At 65.7% G+C, this 16,712-nt stretch carries 12 protein-coding genes and 1 tRNA gene; 3 read left to right on the top strand and 10 right to left on the bottom strand.

Features of this window, described 5'->3' with window-relative positions; all coding sequences use genetic code 11:
• Nucleotides 1-5: 5 nt before the first annotated feature.
• From ABDW49_RS15625 to ABDW49_RS15615, 3 genes are all read right to left on the bottom strand, one after another.
• Nucleotides 6-1,733 carry a hypothetical protein gene (locus ABDW49_RS15625; protein WP_343612932.1) on the bottom strand — a complete coding sequence of 576 codons (1,728 nt, stop codon included), beginning with the start codon at nt 1,731-1,733 and terminating at the stop codon, nt 6-8.
• A complete protein-coding gene (locus ABDW49_RS15620) occupies nt 1,730-3,388 on the bottom strand; it encodes a hypothetical protein (RefSeq protein ID WP_343612931.1) in 1,659 nt (552 codons plus the stop codon). The genes ABDW49_RS15625 and ABDW49_RS15620 overlap by 4 nt, the downstream gene beginning before the upstream one ends.
• A 121-nt stretch (nt 3,389-3,509) precedes the next feature.
• Nucleotides 3,510-4,214 carry a GcrA family cell cycle regulator gene (locus ABDW49_RS15615; protein ID WP_343612930.1) on the bottom strand — a complete coding sequence of 235 codons (705 nt, stop codon included), beginning with the start codon at nt 4,212-4,214 and terminating at the stop codon, nt 3,510-3,512.
• A 75-nt stretch (nt 4,215-4,289) separates the two neighbouring features.
• On the opposite strand from ABDW49_RS15615, the gene ABDW49_RS15610 reads away from it, so the two are divergent.
• Nucleotides 4,290-5,183, top strand: coding sequence for an ABC transporter permease (locus tag ABDW49_RS15610; protein ID WP_343612929.1), 894 nt, complete (start codon nt 4,290-4,292; stop codon nt 5,181-5,183).
• Between the two features lie 88 nt (nt 5,184-5,271).
• Here the strand turns inward: ABDW49_RS15610 and hspQ are convergent, their stop codons facing one another.
• Nucleotides 5,272-5,652, bottom strand: coding sequence for a heat shock protein HspQ (gene hspQ / locus ABDW49_RS15605; protein WP_343612928.1), 381 nt, complete (start codon nt 5,650-5,652; stop codon nt 5,272-5,274).
• A gap of 158 nt (nt 5,653-5,810) precedes the next feature.
• Between hspQ and ABDW49_RS15600 the strand changes: the two genes are divergently transcribed.
• Nucleotides 5,811-5,900, top strand: a tRNA-Ser gene (locus ABDW49_RS15600).
• Nucleotides 5,901-6,109: 209 nt separating this feature from the next.
• On the opposite strand, the gene ABDW49_RS15595 is transcribed toward ABDW49_RS15600, so the two are convergent.
• The gene (locus tag ABDW49_RS15595; RefSeq protein ID WP_343612927.1) at nt 6,110-7,750 is read right to left on the bottom strand and encodes a DUF1593 domain-containing protein; all 1,641 of its coding nucleotides are present in this window, start codon (nt 7,748-7,750) and stop codon (nt 6,110-6,112) included.
• Nucleotides 7,751-7,795: 45 nt separating this feature from the next.
• Nucleotides 7,796-9,391, bottom strand: coding sequence for a carboxylesterase family protein (locus ABDW49_RS15590; RefSeq protein WP_343612926.1), 1,596 nt, complete (start codon nt 9,389-9,391; stop codon nt 7,796-7,798).
• A gap of 346 nt (nt 9,392-9,737) precedes the next feature.
• Here ABDW49_RS15590 and ABDW49_RS15585 point away from each other — a divergent pair, with 346 nt between their 5' ends.
• Nucleotides 9,738-12,425 (top strand): TonB-dependent receptor, encoded by a 2,688-nt coding sequence (locus tag ABDW49_RS15585; RefSeq protein WP_343612925.1) that lies wholly within the window; start codon nt 9,738-9,740, stop codon nt 12,423-12,425.
• Nucleotides 12,426-12,565: 140 nt separating this feature from the next.
• On the opposite strand, the gene tpiA is transcribed toward ABDW49_RS15585, so the two are convergent.
• Genes tpiA through ABDW49_RS15565 form a run of 4 tightly spaced genes read right to left on the bottom strand, consistent with a single transcriptional unit; the run spans nt 12,566 to nt 16,617 of the window.
• Complete coding sequence (gene tpiA, locus ABDW49_RS15580; RefSeq protein ID WP_343612924.1) at nt 12,566-13,339, bottom strand: triose-phosphate isomerase; 774 nt, start codon at nt 13,337-13,339, stop codon at nt 12,566-12,568.
• A complete protein-coding gene (locus ABDW49_RS15575) occupies nt 13,332-14,798 on the bottom strand; it encodes an FGGY family carbohydrate kinase (protein WP_343612923.1) in 1,467 nt (488 codons plus the stop codon). Before ABDW49_RS15575 ends, tpiA begins: the two co-directional genes overlap by 8 nt.
• 8 nt (nt 14,799-14,806) lie before the next feature.
• Entirely contained in the window at nt 14,807-15,757 is a 951-nt protein-coding gene (locus ABDW49_RS15570; RefSeq protein WP_343612922.1) for a transketolase C-terminal domain-containing protein, read from the bottom strand.
• Nucleotides 15,754-16,617, bottom strand: coding sequence for a transketolase (locus ABDW49_RS15565; protein ID WP_343612921.1), 864 nt, complete (start codon nt 16,615-16,617; stop codon nt 15,754-15,756). The genes ABDW49_RS15570 and ABDW49_RS15565 overlap by 4 nt, the downstream gene beginning before the upstream one ends.
• Nucleotides 16,618-16,712 lie beyond the last annotated feature (95 nt).

The following is a 16,712-nucleotide window of genomic DNA, read 5'->3' as shown; positions in this document are numbered from 1 at the left end:
CGCTTTTACCAATCTGGTGGGGCAAGGCAGCAGAAGGAACCTTGCCGCCGCGCGCGGTCCCGCAGCTCCTCGGGCAGCTTGTGGCAGCCCATCACGATCCCCGAGGAATGGCGCTTGTCGAGATAGAGCAGCGGGTCCTCGATTGAACCGCGCGTGCGCAGCGGCAGCACGCCCAGATAATGCTGGGGCGTGTGGCTGCCCATGAAGGTGAAATAGGTGACGTCATCGATCAGCAGATTGCGCGCCGGCCGCGCCGGAGACAGGCCGCAGCGCCCCGCCGCGCCCAGAATGTCGGCGTTCGAACGCTCCCGCGCCAGCAGCGGCACCGAATAGGGCTGCTGCGGCAGATAGGCGGGGGAACCCAGCGCATCGACCATCGGCGGCCCATAGAGCCCGGCCACCAGCACCAGCGACAGGATCATCAGCGGCCCCAGCGCCATGGCCAGCACCGGCAGCGCGCGCTTCAGGCGGTCGAGCCCATGGGGCGAGGCCAGCCCCATGACGATGGCCAGGATCAGCAGCGGCAGCTCGAAAGAGACCTCGTAATCATGGCGCACGAACTGGCTGGCGCACCACATGGCTGCCACGCCCAGCAGGATCAGCGCCATGGCCGCGTCGCAGGCCAGCACCTTGCGCCGCCCCTGCTGCCACAGCGCGGCCAGCGCGGCGGTGAGCCCGGCGGCGCCCGCCAGCGCCCAGATCACGGTCATGCCGCCGCGCCAGCCCTGCATCTCGTCGGCGCTGACCCGGCCCGCGACCAGCCAGCGCGACATCGGAAAGACCTGAGGCGCGGCCGCATCGATATAGGCATCGAAGCGCAGGTTGGAGAGCACGCTCCACACCAGATTGAACAGCCCGCCGCTGCCCGCCGTGGCATTGTTGGCGATCTGCGCGCCGAGGTTCTGGCGGTTGAACTCGCGGTTGATCAGCGGGTCGAGCGGGCAGGCGAGCCGCGCGCTCCAGTAATGCATCGCGGCCAGGGCCGCGGCCACCAGCAGCGCCAGTGCGGCCGCGCGGGGCAGCAGGGCGCGTGGGCCACGGCTGGCCATCAGGATGGCGGCGGCGAAGACCGGCATGGTGATCAGCGCCTTGAAATGATAGCTCAGCGCGATCATCGCCAGCGCGGCAATGCTCAGCGAGCGCAGCCAGGCAATCTCCGGCGCGGTCGATGCGGTGGAATAGGCGATTCCTGTGAAGGGCGCGAAACGATTACCGGGCGCCTGCCAGGCGTTGCTGGCGATCAGCAGGGTGAGGGTCAGCGCCAGCATGATTGGCTGCTCCGGGCGGCTCCAGACCAGCAGCAGCGGGGTGCAGCCCAGACCGATCAGCGTGCAGGCGATGATCGCGATCATATGCCTTTCGGTACGGTTGCGCGCGATGCGGCGGATCAGCGCCAGCAGCAGATAGAGCCAGAGGCAGGCATAGAGCACGCCTGAAATGCGCACCCAATAGGGCTGGGCGAAATGCAGGTTGAAGAAGCCCGAATACCAGCGCACCGGCCACATGAAGAAGGGGGGCATGGTCAGCGTGTTGGGGCCGCATTGATCGGAATAGAGCTTGTCGATCCCGTCGATCCAGGCGCGCTCCTGCAGGCGCCAGCCCACTTCATCGGTGTAGAGCGGCAGCAACAGCCCGCCCAGCAGGCCCAGCACCAGCGAGGCCACCACGCCATGGCGCAGCATATGGAACAGGCGAAGATAGGTGGGCGGGGTTTTGTCGTCAGCGTCCGTCATGGGGTCGGCTGGCTCCCGTTCCGGGCGGCAGCAGGCGTCGGTTTTTCCCATTGATCCGGGCTGATGCAACAGATGCCGCCCACGGCATGGGCCTTTTGACGCAAGGATGCGGGCAGGGCAGCGCAGCCGACGACAACGCCCGAGGAGCCGCGACGGCGCAGATAGGCAAGCGGATCTGTCAGGACGCCGCTCCAGCGCGGGTCCAGCACTGCGGTCTTGTGGTCGGGCAAGGGCGTATCCATGAAGGTGAAATAGGTGACATCGTCGATGAGCAGTCTGGCGGGATGGCGCTCTGGCGTGATGCTGCAGGCCGCCGCTGCCTGCAGGATGGTCTGGCGCAGCGCTGAATATGGGCCCAGACCCACTGAATAGGTCTGGCCCGGCAGATAGCCGGCCTGGCCCGTCGTCGCGGCCAGCGAGGGGCCGTAAAGACCCAGAATGGCCAGGGCGCTGATCGGCAGAGCCAGCCCGGTGGTGGGTGCCACCCGGCCCAGGGCGCGTGCCAGTTTCGGCGACAGGGGGCCCGACAGGGCAAGCACGAAGCTCAGGGCCAGCAGGGGGAGGATGAAGGACGCCTCATAAATGTTGCGCACGATTTGCGACATGCACCATGCCGAGGCGCAGGCCAGCGTGACCCCGGCCAGCAGCATGGAGCGATCGAGGCGGCGTTGCCACAGCGCGGCCACCAAGGCCCACGCCATCAGAACGAAGCCGACCAGCCACAGGAGGTTGAGCGCAATCGTCCAGCCGATCTGCGTGGCCTTGCTCACCAGATGGGGCAGCAGCCAGTTCGACATCGGGGTGATGTCGGGGGCGGCCTGGGCGACATAGACCGGCATCTGGTAATTGGCGATCAGGCGCAGCGGTGCCATCATCCAGCCGGGCGCTCCGCCGTGATGAGCCAGCATGCTCAGCCCGAGACTCTGGCTGGCATGCTCGGCGGCCTGCACCGGGTCTCCGGGGCAGGCGAAGCGCGCGAACCAGTAATGGGCGGATACCGTCGCGGCACTCACCAAAGCCACCACGCACAGGCCCGGCACCGGCCAGGCACGGCGCTGGGGGGAGGCGAGGATCATCGCCGCAAGGAACAGCGGGATCAGGATCAGCGCCTTGAAATGATAGGAAAGCGCGACGATGCCCAGCATCAGGATCGCGACCGGCGCCCAGAGGCGTGGACCATCCCCGCGCGCCGGACCCGTGGCGATCAGCAGGGCCGCGGTGGCCGAGAGGATGATCGGCTGTTCGGGGCGGCTCCACACCATCAGCCATGGCATCAGGCCAAGTCCCATCAATCCGCAGGCCAGCGTGGTGAGCTGGCCACGCCTCTGTCCGTCGGCTGTCAGGCGCCGGATCAGCGCCAGCAGCATGACCGTCCAAACCAGCGCATAGGTCACGCCCGACAGGCGCACCGCGAAAGGCGTGGGCCAGGCGCTGTTGAACAGCGCCGAATACCAGCGCACCGGCATCATGAACCATGGTGGCACGGCCAGCGTGTTGAGGCCGCATTGTACGGAATAGAGCTTGTCCACCCCGTCAAGACCGGCGCGTTCCTGGAGGCGCCAGCCCACTTCATCGCTGTAGAGCGGAAGCATCAGCCCGGTCAGCAGCATGGCGGTCAACACCGCCGGGGTTGCGATGGGCAGCCATCGCTCCATGCGTGCAGCAAAAGGGCTCGAACGAATCATCCCATGGCAATCGCAAAACGCGCGGTAGGCCGCAACCGGCTACCGCGCGTCGGATTGTATCAGAACTGTGCCCGGTCGGGCCCCAATCTGCTTAGCGCAGGCGGGGACCGCCGAAAGGCAGCGGCGGAGGGGGACGGCGCGCGCCGCGCGGCAGCTGAGCCTGATAGGCGCGGCCGCAATGTTCGACGCAGTAAGGGAAACCGGGGTTCACCTTGTCACCGCAGAAGTGGAAGTCGGGCTCGCCGGGGTGGCCCATCGGCCAGCGGCAGATGCGATCGTTGAGGTCCAGCAGGCTGGTCTTGTCAGCGATCTCGGCGCTGGGTTTGGCGGGCACCAGACGGCGCGGCGGGGCCGGCGGAATCGGAGCCTGCTGATCGCCGGGGCCCTGGCGCAGGAAGCCGCCGGGGCCGACCGACACAATGCGCGGCGAAGGCGCGGCAGCGGGCGTATCGGCAGAGGCCGCTGCAGCAGCCGGAGGCGGCGGGGGCGCAGCCGGAGCCGGGCGCGGCGCAGGGGCTGCGGCGCGCGGCGGGGGCGGCGGAGCGGGGACGGGGGCAGCCGCCGGAGCAGCTTCCACCGGGCGCGGCGCGCGGGGCGGCGGCGGGGTGGCGGGCGTGTCGTCCGACCGCTCATTGGCCTTCACGGGCGAAGGGCGTGCCTTCAGTCCCAGGCGGTGCGCCTTGCCGATCACGGCATTGCGGCTCACTCCGCCCAGTTCTTCCGCGATCTGGGAGGCGGTGGAGCCGCCCTCCCACATGCGGGTCAATTTGTCGATGCGTTCGTCGGTCCAGCTCATCGATTGTCCGAAATTCGAGTGTGGGTGACAAGCAGGCGCTTGCCAGCCGCGAAAGACCCCGATAGTCGCCTAGCCATGGCCGATCAACCCCGCTTTGCCGCTGAAAACGCCCTTGGGGCGCCGCATGCCAAACCTGCCCTGTTGCCGCGCGGTTTCCCGCCGCAGGGTGTGCCGATCATCCATGGCGTCAACCGCCTGGGCTTGTGGACCCTCTATATGAAGGAGGTTCGCCGGTTTTTAAAGGTGCATACGCAGACAATCTGGGCACCAGCGGTCACCACGCTGCTTTTTCTGGTGATCTTCACCGTGGCGATGGGGCGCGGCAACCGCATGGTGCTGGGCGTTAACTTCGCCAGCTTCGTCGCGCCGGGCCTCATCATGATGGGCATGATGAACAATGCCTTCCAGAATGCCTCGTTCAGTTTTCTGGCGGGCAAGATGCAGGGGACGATCATCGATTTCCTGATGCCGCCGCTTTCCACCGGTGAATTGATGGTGGGCATGCTGGCGGGCGCGATGACTCGCGGCATCATGGTGGGCTGCGCTCTGGCCGGGGCGATGCTGCTGTGGCCGGGGGTGAGCCTGGGCATGGCGCATCCCTGGGCGGTGGTGTGGTTCGGGCTGATGGGGCCGCTGATGCTGGCGCAGATTGGTCTCATGTCCTCGATCTGGGCGGAGAAGTTCGACCATAACGCGGCCATCACCAATTTCGTGATCCAGCCGATGGCGCTGCTGTCGGGCACCTTCTATGTGATCGACAATCTGTCGCCCGCTTTCCAGTCGGTGAGCCGGGTGAACCCCTTCTTCTATGTGATCTCGGGCTTCCGCTTCGGCTTTCTGGGGCAGAGCGACATTGGTGCGACGAATCAGGCGGTGCTGCATGGCGCGCTGGGCCTGCTGGCGCTCAATATGGTGCTGGGTTTTGCGGCCTATCGTCTGCTGCGCTCGGGCTGGAAGCTGAAGGGCTGAGCGCTTCGGTTTTCGCTGACAGCAAAAAGGGCGCCGCAAGGGCGCCCTTTTCGTATCCGGCGATGGCGTGTTTCGCGGCTTGCTTCGCTCAGTGGCTCATCGCGTGGCGCAGCGGATAGCGCAGGCCGTCGAAATCCTCGAAGATCTGCTCAAGCTGGGGATGGTCCACCGGGCCGGTTTCGCCGTCTTCCAGCAGGTTCTGCTGGCTGACATAGGCGATATAGGCCCCATCCTCATTCTCGGCGAAGAGGTGGTAATAGGGCTGCTCACGCCGGGGGCGCAGATCCTTGGGGATCGATTCGTACCATTCCTCGCTGTTGGCGAAGACGGGGTCGATGTCGAAAATGACCCCCCGGAAATCATACTCGCGGTGGCGTACCACGTCGCCGATAGCAAAGCTGGCCTGGCTGGCACGCGGCATGTCGATGCGGCGGCCGGCAGTTGGGGAATAGAAACTCGCTCGGTCCATGTAGGGGAATATAGGCATGAGGGCGGGGGAGAACAAGCAAGGCGACAGGAAAATCCACCGTCATGTTGTTTTAAGGGCTTGGCAAGGTGAGAATCATTGGCTAGGGGGCGGCTCCCGACCGGATGAGGGTTCTTCCAGAGCTTTCATTCCTACCTTGCGGAGAGGTGGCAGAGTGGTCGAATGCACCGCACTCGAAATGCGGCATACTCGTGAGGGTATCCAGGGTTCGAATCCCTGCCTCTCCGCCATACACTCCCTTCCATGGAGTGATAACGTCAAAGCGGTTTGACGTTTCTGCTTTAGATACAGCGCTATGCCAGATCGGTTCGCATCAGGCGACCAGCGGGGCATGGCCGCATGGTCATGCGGCGTCCCGGCGCTGATCGGTCCAATCCCGCCAGTCGAAACCCTCGCCACGGCCTGACCCGGACGAAGGTTCCGTCAGTCAGCCGCGCGCCTATTGCGCCGCCACGTTCACCACCACCTTCTCATAACGGGTGAGCGGGATCTTCCCGTCATCCGTCGCCTCGGCCACGATCTGCAACTGGTCGCCCGGCCTGGCGTCGGCAGGCACATGGAAGCTGGTGCTCTCGCCCTCGGCGGCGTCCAGCGTCAGCGTTCCGGCATAGGTGCCCGCCTTGTCCCATGGCCACCAGCGCAAGGTCACGCGGTTGCCGTCCGGGTCGCTGGTCGTTGCCTTCAGGTGGATCAACTGCCCCGGCCTGGCCGAGATATAGGCCGGGCCCTCCAGCTTGATGCGCGGATAATGGTTGGCCCCGGCATAGGTGGGCGTGGTGGCCCAGGCCAGTCGAGCCGCCAGATCGTTCATCACCGGGGCGAGGAAGGGATTGGTCGGCTGGCGCGGGCGGGGCGGGGGCATATAGTTCGGGTCCATCACCTGCCGCTCGATCTGCGCCAGCATGTCGGCGCCGAAGGATTTGGTCGGGGCGTTGGGATCGACCACCTTCCATGTGCCGCCCCAGCCGCCGAAGCTGTCGCCGCGATAGCCGCGCAGGCCGTTGTCGACCAGATTCATGAAGGTCGGCGTGTCGCCTTCGCCCAGAAACTCGCCCTTGGGCAGCGGCGGGGTCCAGACGATATAGCCTTTCTGCTTCAGCTCCTTGGCGCTCTGGTCGGGCAGGCCGAAGAAGTCGAAGATGTCGCCCTTCGACATCTGCTTGCCGTCGCCCCACACGCGCTCATTGGCGCCCAGCGGCCCCTTGCTGGAGACATGCTCCTGCATCCATGCCGTGGTGAAATAGGCCGCGTCGGAGGGGCTGGCGGTCGACTGCACCGCATAGCCCAGCGGCACGCCGCCCTCCTGATGGCGATAGCGGATCTCGCCCCAGTGCGGCTTGATGTATTTGGCGTAAGTGTCGTCCTGATCGCCCGAGGGATGGATCACCGCCTTGGCGATCACCTTGGCGCGGATCGCGGCCCATTGCGGGGTGTTGCTGTACTGGTCCTCGATCGATTTCAGCGCGCGGGCGATGGTGCTGCCGCCGCCCCAGGCGTGGAGATAGACCGGCGACTGTTCGTCATCGAGCAGCAGTTTCTTGATCAGATCCGAGCCGGGCGTGTCATGGTCCATCTCGCCGTCGAAATCGACATTGCCCCAGCGGACCACCGCCTTGAGCTGCGCGGGCGTGGGATAGCCGCGGTCGTGCACCTTCAGATTGGGATAGGCCTTGGCATAGGCCTCGACCTCATCGTCGATAAAGCGTTCGTTGGGGCCCCAGCGATAGGAGGTGCAGGGGCACAGATGCAGGCCGAAGCGGGTGTATTCGCGGCCCGGCACCGATTGCGTGGTGCCCTTGCCGTCGCCCTTCCAGTGGAACTGGCTGCTGGTGTAGATCAGCCCCTCGGTGCGAAAGTCCGAACTGCGCAGCAGATAGCGGATCAGCGAGTTGTTGTCGTCCAGCTCGGGATCGGCGGTGATGACGACGCGCGGCTTCTGGCCCGGCGGCGTTTCCAGATAGGTGATGCCGGGCACGGTGGGGTCACGGGTCGGCTCGGGCGCGGCAAAGGCGGTGGCGGGGAGGGCGGAGGCCAGAGCGCTGGCTAGCAAGAGGCGTGTCATGGTGCGTGCAAATGTCATGGGGGCATCCTGTGATCTGTGGTGTCGAGAGACGCGGCGAGGGCCTTATGGCTGGGCCGCGATGCGATCCATCGCGCGATAGCGGGCCTCATCGGTGAAGGGCTTGGCCTTGGTGGGCAGCTCCACCTCCTGCCGCCACAAGGGCGAGGTGGTGCCCGCCGGTTTCCAGGCGGGCAGGCCGGGGCCATTGGGGTTGCCGCTCTTGATGAAGTTGACGAAATAGCCCTGCAGCAGGGTCGACATCTGCCGGTCGGCTTGTGTCCAGGTGTAGAGCGGGCTCACCCCGGCCACATCCAGATTGCCGAGCGCATATTCGATCTCCGCGCTGTGGACCGCGCCGATTACCGGCATCGCCGGGGCCGGAAGGCCGTTGGCGGGCGGGCGGATATGGTTGTAGCGGAAGTAATAGGTCGGCTCGCCGCTCTGGCGGTGGAGGTCGAACCATTTCCATGTCGGCTGGCCGAGGAAGTGGTCGCTCGACAGTTCGGTGGAGGCGGCCAGCACCTGCGCATCGCTGGCGGCGGGGTAGAGCTTCAGCACCGTCTCGGCATTCGCGCCGAACAGTTTCGTCACGCCCTCGCGGTAATGGGCGAGGGTCGGCGTCTCGCTGCCCAGCACCAGATTGCCGAAGGTGTCCTGCGAGTTGGAGCCGATCATCGCGGGCACATGCGCGGCCTGATGCGCGGCATAGGTGGCATCGAGGGTCTGGGGCAGCAGATAGCCGTCGATGCTCAGCCCCAGCCCGCTGCCGCTGTTGGGGCGGCTGGCGAGGATGGTGTCGGCGGGCAGGGCGCGCAACGCCGCCAGCGAGGTCGCGCCCAGTGTCTGGCCCAGCTCCGTGCCGCGCGCTTCGGCGGCCTGAAGCGGGACGGGCCCCATGCACCCTTCCACCGCCGCGCCGCTTTCGGCGATGACGCCGACGATCAGATCGCGCGAGAGTGGCGAGACGGTCAGCACGCTCATCGAGAAGGAGCCCGCCGATTCGCCATTGATGGTGATGTGTTGCGGATTGCCGCCAAAGGCAGCGATGTTGGCGCGGGTCCATTGCAGTGCCGCCACCTGATCGAGCAGACCCTGATTGCCCGAGGCATGATGCGGCGATTCAGCCGTCAGTTCGGGATGGGCGAAAAATCCGAAGCTGCCGACGCGGTAATTGGCGACGACCACGACGATGCCCTTTTTGGCCATGGCCGCCCCATCATAGCGCGATTCATCCGCCGCCCCCGCCACAAAGCCGCCGCCATAGACGTAGAAGAGCACCGGCAGCCTGTCGCCCGGCTTCGCGCCCGCCGGGGTCCAGATGTTGAGATAGAGGCAATCCTCGCTGTCGCCCGAGGAGCGGAAGCGCATATCGGCAAAGGCGGAGGTCTGTTTGCAGCGCGGGGACCATTGCGTCGCCTCGCGCACGCCGGTCCATGGCGCCAGAGGCTGGGGCTCACGCCAGCGCAGCGCGCCGACGGGCGGCTGGGCGAAGGGAATGCCGCGGAAGCTGCGCACCCCATCGATGGCCATGCCATGCACCGCTCCGGCGGGGGCGGTGACGCTCAATGCATCGGGCAACCTGTCGGGCAGCGCGTCAGCCAGTGCCGGAGTGCCGCAGGTCAATGCGAAAATTATCGAAGCGAATCGAATGCGTCGCATGGTGAAATCCCTCTCCCTTTTTGGAGAGGTAGGCATGCAATCTGCGTCGTGTCCAGATTTGTTTCACTCACTTTCGAATCATCGGGCGTAGCGTTCACAAAAATTGCGACGATCTATGTGAAAATTACAAGATTGATCATGCCTATGGGATGAATTTACCGCTAAAGTTCTGAAAAGCATTTGTGTTTTGAGTTGCCGCGCGGCGTGCTAAAAATCGACGCAAAACGAAAACAAATAATTGCTATACGAAAGAATAGACGATAATCATCCGGCAGCAAACGACACCGCATCCCGCACAACATGCCAATCGGCACCGGGATAGTGGCGCTAGAGGGAGGGACTGCCGTTGACTGGGAACACCACACTCGAAATCCGCCTGCCGTTCACGCGCAAGGCGGCTCTGGGCTCGACCAGCGCGCTGGCGATGCTGCTGGCCATGGCGCCTGTCGCCCATGCGCAGCAGGCTGACGCCGCGGCGCCGGAGACCGCTACCGCAGACGCCACCGCCGAAAAGGACCGCGAGATCGTCGTCACCGGTACGCTGATCCGTGGCATTGCCCCGGTCGGCACCAATGTCATCGGCGTCACCACCAAGGACATCGCCGCCAAGGGCGTGGCATCGACCAACGACCTGATGTCCACCATCCCGCAGATCAGCAGCTTCAACGCCTATCAGGCGCCCTCGGCCGGTTTCGGCCAGCCCATCGCCCAGACCAATCTGCGCGGGCTTGGCGCCTCGGGCGGCACCACCACGCTGCTGCTGGTCAATGGCCATCGCATCGTCGGCTCGGGCATTCTGCAGACCTATCCCGACCCCACCGTCATCCCGCCCAACATGATCGAGCGCGTCGAGGTCATCCCCGATGGCGGCTCCTCGATCTATGGTTCGGATGCCATCGGCGGCGTCATCAACTTCATCACCCGCAAGCATGCCTCGGGCATCGAGGCTGATGCGAAAGTCGGCTTCTCGGGCGGCTATCGCACCGTCGATGGCAGCCTTTTCGCGGGCAAGGAGTGGAGCGGCGGCTCGCTGATGCTGTCTTACAGCTTCGCCTGGCACAACAACATCCAGGGCGGCAGCCAGCCCTATGTCTCGCAGAACAACACGGCGCGGGGCGGCACCGACCGCCGCGTCTCGACCTGCGCGCTCACCAATGTCATCGCCAATGGCGTGACCTATGCCGAGCCCAATCTGACGCCCGGCACCGTCAACAAATGCGACACCAGCCAATATGCCGACATCTATCCGCGCGAGACGCGCCATTCGGCCTATGCCGCGCTCGATCAGGATCTGACCGACAACCTCCATTTCAACATGTCAGCCTATTATTCGCGGCGCGACACCACCACGCTGACCGCCCCGCTGGCCACCAATGGCACGATCACCTCGGCCAACCCCTATTTCCAGCCGATCGGCACCGCGACCACGCAATCGGTGCTGTTCAACTACACCTCGGTGTTCGGCGCCCAGGGGCTGAGCAACCCGGCGCGCTTTGAATCCTGGGGCCTGACGCCGACCTTCGAATGGAAGCTGGGCCACAACTGGAACCTGAAGGCCATGGGCAATTATGGCCACAGCTTCAACTCCACCACCGAACGGGCGATCAACAACGATGCCGCCAATGCCGCGCTGGCCAGCACATCGACGGCCACCGCGCTCGATCCCTACAACCTCTCGCTGACCAACCCGAGCGTGCTGGCCGCGATCCGCGACTATCAGAACTATTCGCAGGCCAAGCAGGATCTGGGCGAGGTGCGTCTGGTCGCCGATGGCCCGGTCGTCAGCCTGCCGGGCGGCGATGCGCGCCTCGCCGTGGGCGCGGAATATCACCATGAGGGCATCGAATCGCGCATCGCTTTCGGCCCGACCGCAACGCCCAAGCAGAATGCGGTGGCCGCCACCCGCAATGTGAAATCGGTCTATGGCGAGATCTTCGTGCCGGTGTTCGGCAACAGCAATGCCGTGCCGGGCATCGCGGGCTTCGACCTGACCGGATCGGTGCGTTACGACAGCTATGACGATGTGGGCGGCACCACCAACCCCAAGATCGGCTTCAGCTATCGCCCGGTGCGCTGGATGACGGTGCGCGGCAACTGGGGCACATCCTTCCACGCCCCCAGCCTGGCCGACACCACCGGCGCGGTCGACGAGCGTGTGACCTCGATCCCCGTGGCGACCAATCTGGCGCCCGGCAGCGCGGCTTCCGACGCCTTCCGCCCGGTGCTGTATATTTCGGGCGGCAACCCCAATCTGAAGCCGGAAACCGCGCATACCTGGTCGCTGGGCACCGACATCAAGCCGCCGATCTGGGACGCGCTGACCCTGAGCGCGACCTATTACAACGTCGATTTCCGCAATGCGATCAGCGTCAATTCGGGCTATTTCTCGCAAGGGGCGGCCTATTGGGCCGATCCCAGCAACACGCCCTATTACATTCGGAACCCCACGCTGGCGCAGGCCACCACCTTCGCCAATGGCGCGCGGGCGGACAATTTCTCCTCGCTGGCCGGTTTCTTTGCCGCCAACAACCCCTATGCCATCCTCGATCTGCGGCGCTACAATCTGGGGCAGCTCTCGCAGGACGGCATCGACTTTGCCGCCAACGTCAACCAGCGCACCGATTTCGGGGCGATCACCGCCAGCTTCGCGGGCACCTACACGCTGGACCGCAACAGCAAGACGCTGCCGACCTCGCCGGTGGTCGATCAGTTGAAGAATGGCTACACCCACCTCAACTTCATCGCCAGCCTGGGGGCGCAGGTGAAGGGGCTGACCGGGCGCGTCACGCTGACGCATAGCGGCGGCTATCCGATCATCGGCGATGCCTCGCAGAGCCGCGTGGCCTCCTTCAACCCGATCGATCTCTATCTGGCCTATGAGCTGAAGATTGCGGGTGGGCATCAGGCGACGGTGACGCTCAACATCAACAACATCGCCAATGCCTATCCGCCCTATCGCAACTCGGGCAATGGCTATGCCAATGGCTCGACGCTGGGGCGGCTGGTCTCGGTGGGGCTGCGCACCAAGCTTTAAGGGGGAGGGCAGGTCCGCGCCACAAGCGCGGGCCTGCCCTGTTTGCAGAGCGTTCAAAGCGCCCATGGCCCGCCGGATCGCTCCGGCGGGCGCTTTTTGTGGAGCCTGTCATTTTATGGGCCCGTCATTTTATGAGCCTGTCAGGAGGGTTGCAGGCTGGCCTGCTGCGCCGCGCGGACCACGGCGCGGAAACGGCGCGGGTCGAGGCTGGCATTGCCCACCAGCACGCCGTCGACATCGGGGATGGAGAGCAGCGCCTCGGCATTGCCGTCATGGACCGATCCGCCATAGAGCAGGCGGATGGTGTCGGCCTGCTGGCCCAGCCTGTCGCGCAGGGTCTGGCGCAGGGCATCATGCATGGCGGCGATGTCTTCGGGCTGCGGGATGCGGCCTGTGCCAATGGCCCAGATCGGCTCATAGGCGATGGTGATCGCGTCGCCGGGCGTCAGATCCTCCGGCAGGGAGGCCAGAAGCTGTTCCTGCACGCGGATTTCTGCGTGTCCGGCGTCGCGCTCCTCCGCGCTTTCGCCCACGCAGAGAATGGCCGCGAGCCCATCGTCCAGCGTGGCGCGCATCTTGGCACGCACGGTGGCGCTGTCCTCGCCGCAGCCCAGGCGGCGCTCCGAATGGCCCAGCAGCACGAAGCGCGCGCCGCAATCCGCCAGCATCCGGCCCGAGATATCGCCGGTAAAGGCGCCCTCCTGCGCGGCATGGCAGTTCTGCCCGCCGATGGTGGCATGCTCCACCGTGATGGCGGCGGGGTTGATCAGCGTGAAGGGCAGCGCCAGCGCGACATCCACCCCGGCGTAACAGGCCGCCGCGCGGTCGATGTCGAGGATGGAGGGCAGGCTGGAGAGCAGCCCATGCATCTTCCAGTTGCCCACGACATAGGGGCGTTTCGCGGTGTCACGCATGGGGTTTCAGCATGGCCAGCGCCTCGCGCCATTGCCGGCGCAGTTTTTCGCGGCTGGCCAGTTCCATGGTGGGCACGATCGGCGCGGCGTGATCCTGTGTGGGCAGCGGCTGGCCGATGGCCTGCGCGGCCATGGCGGCGGCGCCCCAGGCGCTCAGCTCGGTCTGCGCCGGGCGGCTGACGCGGCAGCCCGACAGATCGGCCAGCAGGTGCAGCAGCAGATCGTTGCGCGCGCCGCCGCCATCGACGCAGAGCGTGTCGATGGGCTGGGGCAGATCGGCCTGCATCGCCTCGACCAGATCGCAGATCTGATGGGCGATGCCCTCCAGCGCGGCGCGGGCCAGATGGGCGCGGCGCGTGCGCAGGCTGAGGCCGCAGAAGAGGCCGCGCGCCTCCTCCTGCCAATGCGGTGCGCCAAGACCGGCCAGAGCTGGCACGAAGCTGACGCCGTCGCTGTCCTCCACGCTGGCGGCCAGAGCGGTCAGCGCCTCGGGCCCGTCAAGGCCGAGCATCTCGGCGGCAAAAGCGGCGGCATGCGTGGAAACGGTGATGTTGCCTTCCAGCGCATAGGTGGGTGTGCCCGCTTGCGACCATGCGATGGTTTCCGACAGGCCGGTGGTGGAATGCGGGCGCTGCCGCGTCAGCGTCATCAGCGATGAGCCGGTGCCCAAAGTGACCTTGGCCTGACCCGGCGCGCGGATGCCATGGCCGAAGAGCGCGGCATGGGAATCGCCCATCATCGCGCGGATGGGAATGCCATCGGGCAGGCACGCAAAGCCGCCCGCCGTCAGGCCGAAGTCCGCGTCGGAGGGGAGGATGCGCGGCAGAATGGCCGGGTCTATGGCGAACAGCTCAAGCAATTCGTCATCCCATGACGCGGTGTCGAGCCCGAGAAGCTGGGTGCGCGCGGCATTGCCCGCATCGCAGGCATGGACCTGCCCGCCGGTCAGCGACCAGAGCAGCCAACTGTCCACCGTGCCGGCGCGCAGGCGACCCTGTCGATGCGCCTCACGGACTGCGGCCTCATGGTCGAGCAGCCAGCGCAATTTGCCTGCCGAGAACATCGGGTTGAGTTGAAGCCCGCTGCGCTGGCGGATGGCGCTTTCATGGCCGCGTGCCCGCAACCGCGCACAAATCTCCGCCGAGCGGCGGCATTGCCAGATCACGCAGGGCGCCAGAGGCTCGCCGGTAACGGCATCCCACACCACCACCGATTCCCGCTGGTTCGAAATGCCGATGGCGGCGATCTCGACCGGCCCGGCGGCGCTGACAGCCTGTTCAACCGCTTTGGCGACACTGCGGCGGATGCTGTCGGCATCCTGCTGGGCCCAGCCGGGGTGGGGGTGCTCCACCTGTGTCGGCGACGAGCCGCTGGCCAGGATGCGGCCATCCTGCGCCACCAGCAGCGCCTTGGTGTTGGTGGTGCCCTGGTCGATCGCCAGGATCGCGCTCTCCCCCATGGCGGCGCTTACCGGTCGAGCAGCTTGCGGACGCTGGCCGCGATATGGTCGGCGGTGAGCCCGGCCTGCTCCATCAGGAACTCCGCCGAGCCGGTGGGCTGGAAGCCCTCGAAGCCCAGAATTTTCAGGCGGCAGGGGGTGTTCTGCGCGATGATCTCGGCCACGGCGCCGCCAAGGCCGCCGCGCACCGAATGCTCCTCGGCGGTGACGATGGCGCCGGTCTGCGCGGCAGAAAGGATCGCGGCCTCATCGATGGGCGACATGCTGCTCATATTGACCACGCGGGCGTTGATGCCCTCTGCGGCCAAGGCTTTCGCGGCTTCCAAAGCGCGGCACACCACGGTGCCGTTGGCGAGGATGGCGGCGTCATCGCCCTGCTGCAGCACTTCGGCCTTGCCGATCTGGAATTGCGCATCCTCGGGGCGTTCCAGCGCGGGAACGCCCATGCGGCTGATGCGGATAAAGACCGGGCCCTCCGTGGCGGCGGCATGGCGGATCGCCTGCTCGGTTTCCCAGGGGTCGGCGGGGACGATGATGTCGATGTTGCCCATGGTACGCAGCCAGGCGACATCCTCGATGGAATGGTGTGTCGGGCCGAGTTCGCCATAGGCCACGCCGCTGGAAATGCCGCAAAGCTTCACATTGGCCTGCGAATAGGCGACATCGGCCTTCACCTGCTCCAGCGAACGGCCCGTCAGAAAGCAGGAGGCGCCGCTGACAAAGGCGACCTTGCCGCCATTGGCCAGACCCGCGCCGACGCCGATCATATTCTGCTCGGCAATGCCGACATTGATCAGGCGCTCGGGGAATTTCTCGCGGAATTTGCCAAGCTTGCTGGAGCCCACGCTGTCATTCACCACGGCGACGATGCTGCTGTTCTCGGCGCCCAAAGCCTCCAGCGTGGCGACATAGGCGTCGCGGCAATCGAACAGGCCGGTCTTGGTTGCGGCGGCGCTCATGCTTCCAGCTCCTGCATGGCCTGGGCGAATTGTTCGGCAGTGGGGATGCCGTGATGCCAGGCCGCCTTGTTTTCCATGAAGGACACGCCTTTGCCCTTCACCGTGTTGGCGATGATGCACAGCGGCTTGTCGCGCGCAAGCGAACCGTCGAGCAGCGGCAGCAGCGCCGTGATATCATGCCCGTCGATCTCCTCAACATCCCAACCGAAGGCGCGCCATTTGTCGGCCAGCGGCTCCAGCGTGACGGTGTCCTCGGTCGAGGCGCCCTGCTGCAGGCGGTTGCGGTCGACGATCAGGGTGAGGTTCGACAGCTTGCGGTGGCCTGCGGTCATCGCGGCTTCCCAATTGCTGCCTTCCTGAAGCTCGCCATCGCCGGTGGTGACGAAGACGCGGTAATCGGCCCTGCCATTCTGACCAGCGTCGATTTGCCCGGCGATGGCGATGCCCACCGCGATCGGCATGCCATGGCCCAGCGGACCGGTGTTGGTTTCCACGCCGGGGATCTTCACCCGGTTGGGGTGGCCGTTGAGGCGCGAGAGGGGCTGCATATAGGATGTCAGCTCCTCCTCGGGGAAGAAGCCGGCCTTGGCCAGCGTGCTGTAGAGCGCGCCGGTGGCATGGCCCTTGGAAAGGATGAAGCGGTCGCGTGCCTCCCAGCGGGGATTGGTGGGGTCGTAACGCATCGCATCGAAATAAAGCGTGGCCAGAATGTCGGTGACCGAAAGGTCGCCGCCGGGGTGGCCCTGCTTGGCCTCGAAGGCCATGCGCAGGGCGCGTCGGCGCACCCAGCGGGCCATATCGCGCACGTGAGCGGCGCGCTGGGCAATGTCTGCGCCGGATTGCGACAGAGGTTGGGGCATGGGCATCGGCTCTCCTTATCGAGGCTCTGGCTATCGCAATCGAAAGTTATTGGCAAGAGATCGGCTTTCGATTTTTTCGTTTCCTTATGTTTTTT

It is taken from the genome of Novosphingobium sp., from assembly GCF_039595395.1.
Classification (GTDB): domain Bacteria; phylum Pseudomonadota; class Alphaproteobacteria; order Sphingomonadales; family Sphingomonadaceae; genus Novosphingobium.
Note: the sequence above shows the minus strand (reverse complement) of the source record. Positions and strands in the feature narration are given on the sequence as shown.

Coding starts and splice junctions, on each gene's coding strand:
- ABDW49_RS15595 (WP_343612927.1), bottom strand. CDS start 7,750: ATGACATTTGCACGCACCATGACACGCCTCTTGCTAGCCAGCGCTCTG.
- ABDW49_RS15610 (WP_343612929.1), top strand. CDS start 4,290: ATGGCCGATCAACCCCGCTTTGCCGCTGAAAACGCCCTTGGGGCGCCG.
- tpiA (WP_343612924.1), bottom strand. CDS start 13,339: ATGCGTGACACCGCGAAACGCCCCTATGTCGTGGGCAACTGGAAGATG.
- ABDW49_RS15625 (WP_343612932.1), bottom strand. CDS start 1,733: ATGACGGACGCTGACGACAAAACCCCGCCCACCTATCTTCGCCTGTTC.
- ABDW49_RS15615 (WP_343612930.1), bottom strand. CDS start 4,214: ATGAGCTGGACCGACGAACGCATCGACAAATTGACCCGCATGTGGGAG.
- ABDW49_RS15620 (WP_343612931.1), bottom strand. CDS start 3,388: ATGGAGCGATGGCTGCCCATCGCAACCCCGGCGGTGTTGACCGCCATG.
- ABDW49_RS15565 (WP_343612921.1), bottom strand. CDS start 16,617: ATGCCCCAACCTCTGTCGCAATCCGGCGCAGACATTGCCCAGCGCGCC.
- hspQ (WP_343612928.1), bottom strand. CDS start 5,652: ATGGACCGAGCGAGTTTCTATTCCCCAACTGCCGGCCGCCGCATCGAC.
- ABDW49_RS15575 (WP_343612923.1), bottom strand. CDS start 14,798: ATGGGGGAGAGCGCGATCCTGGCGATCGACCAGGGCACCACCAACACC.
- ABDW49_RS15570 (WP_343612922.1), bottom strand. CDS start 15,757: ATGAGCGCCGCCGCAACCAAGACCGGCCTGTTCGATTGCCGCGACGCC.
- ABDW49_RS15590 (WP_343612926.1), bottom strand. CDS start 9,391: ATGCGACGCATTCGATTCGCTTCGATAATTTTCGCATTGACCTGCGGC.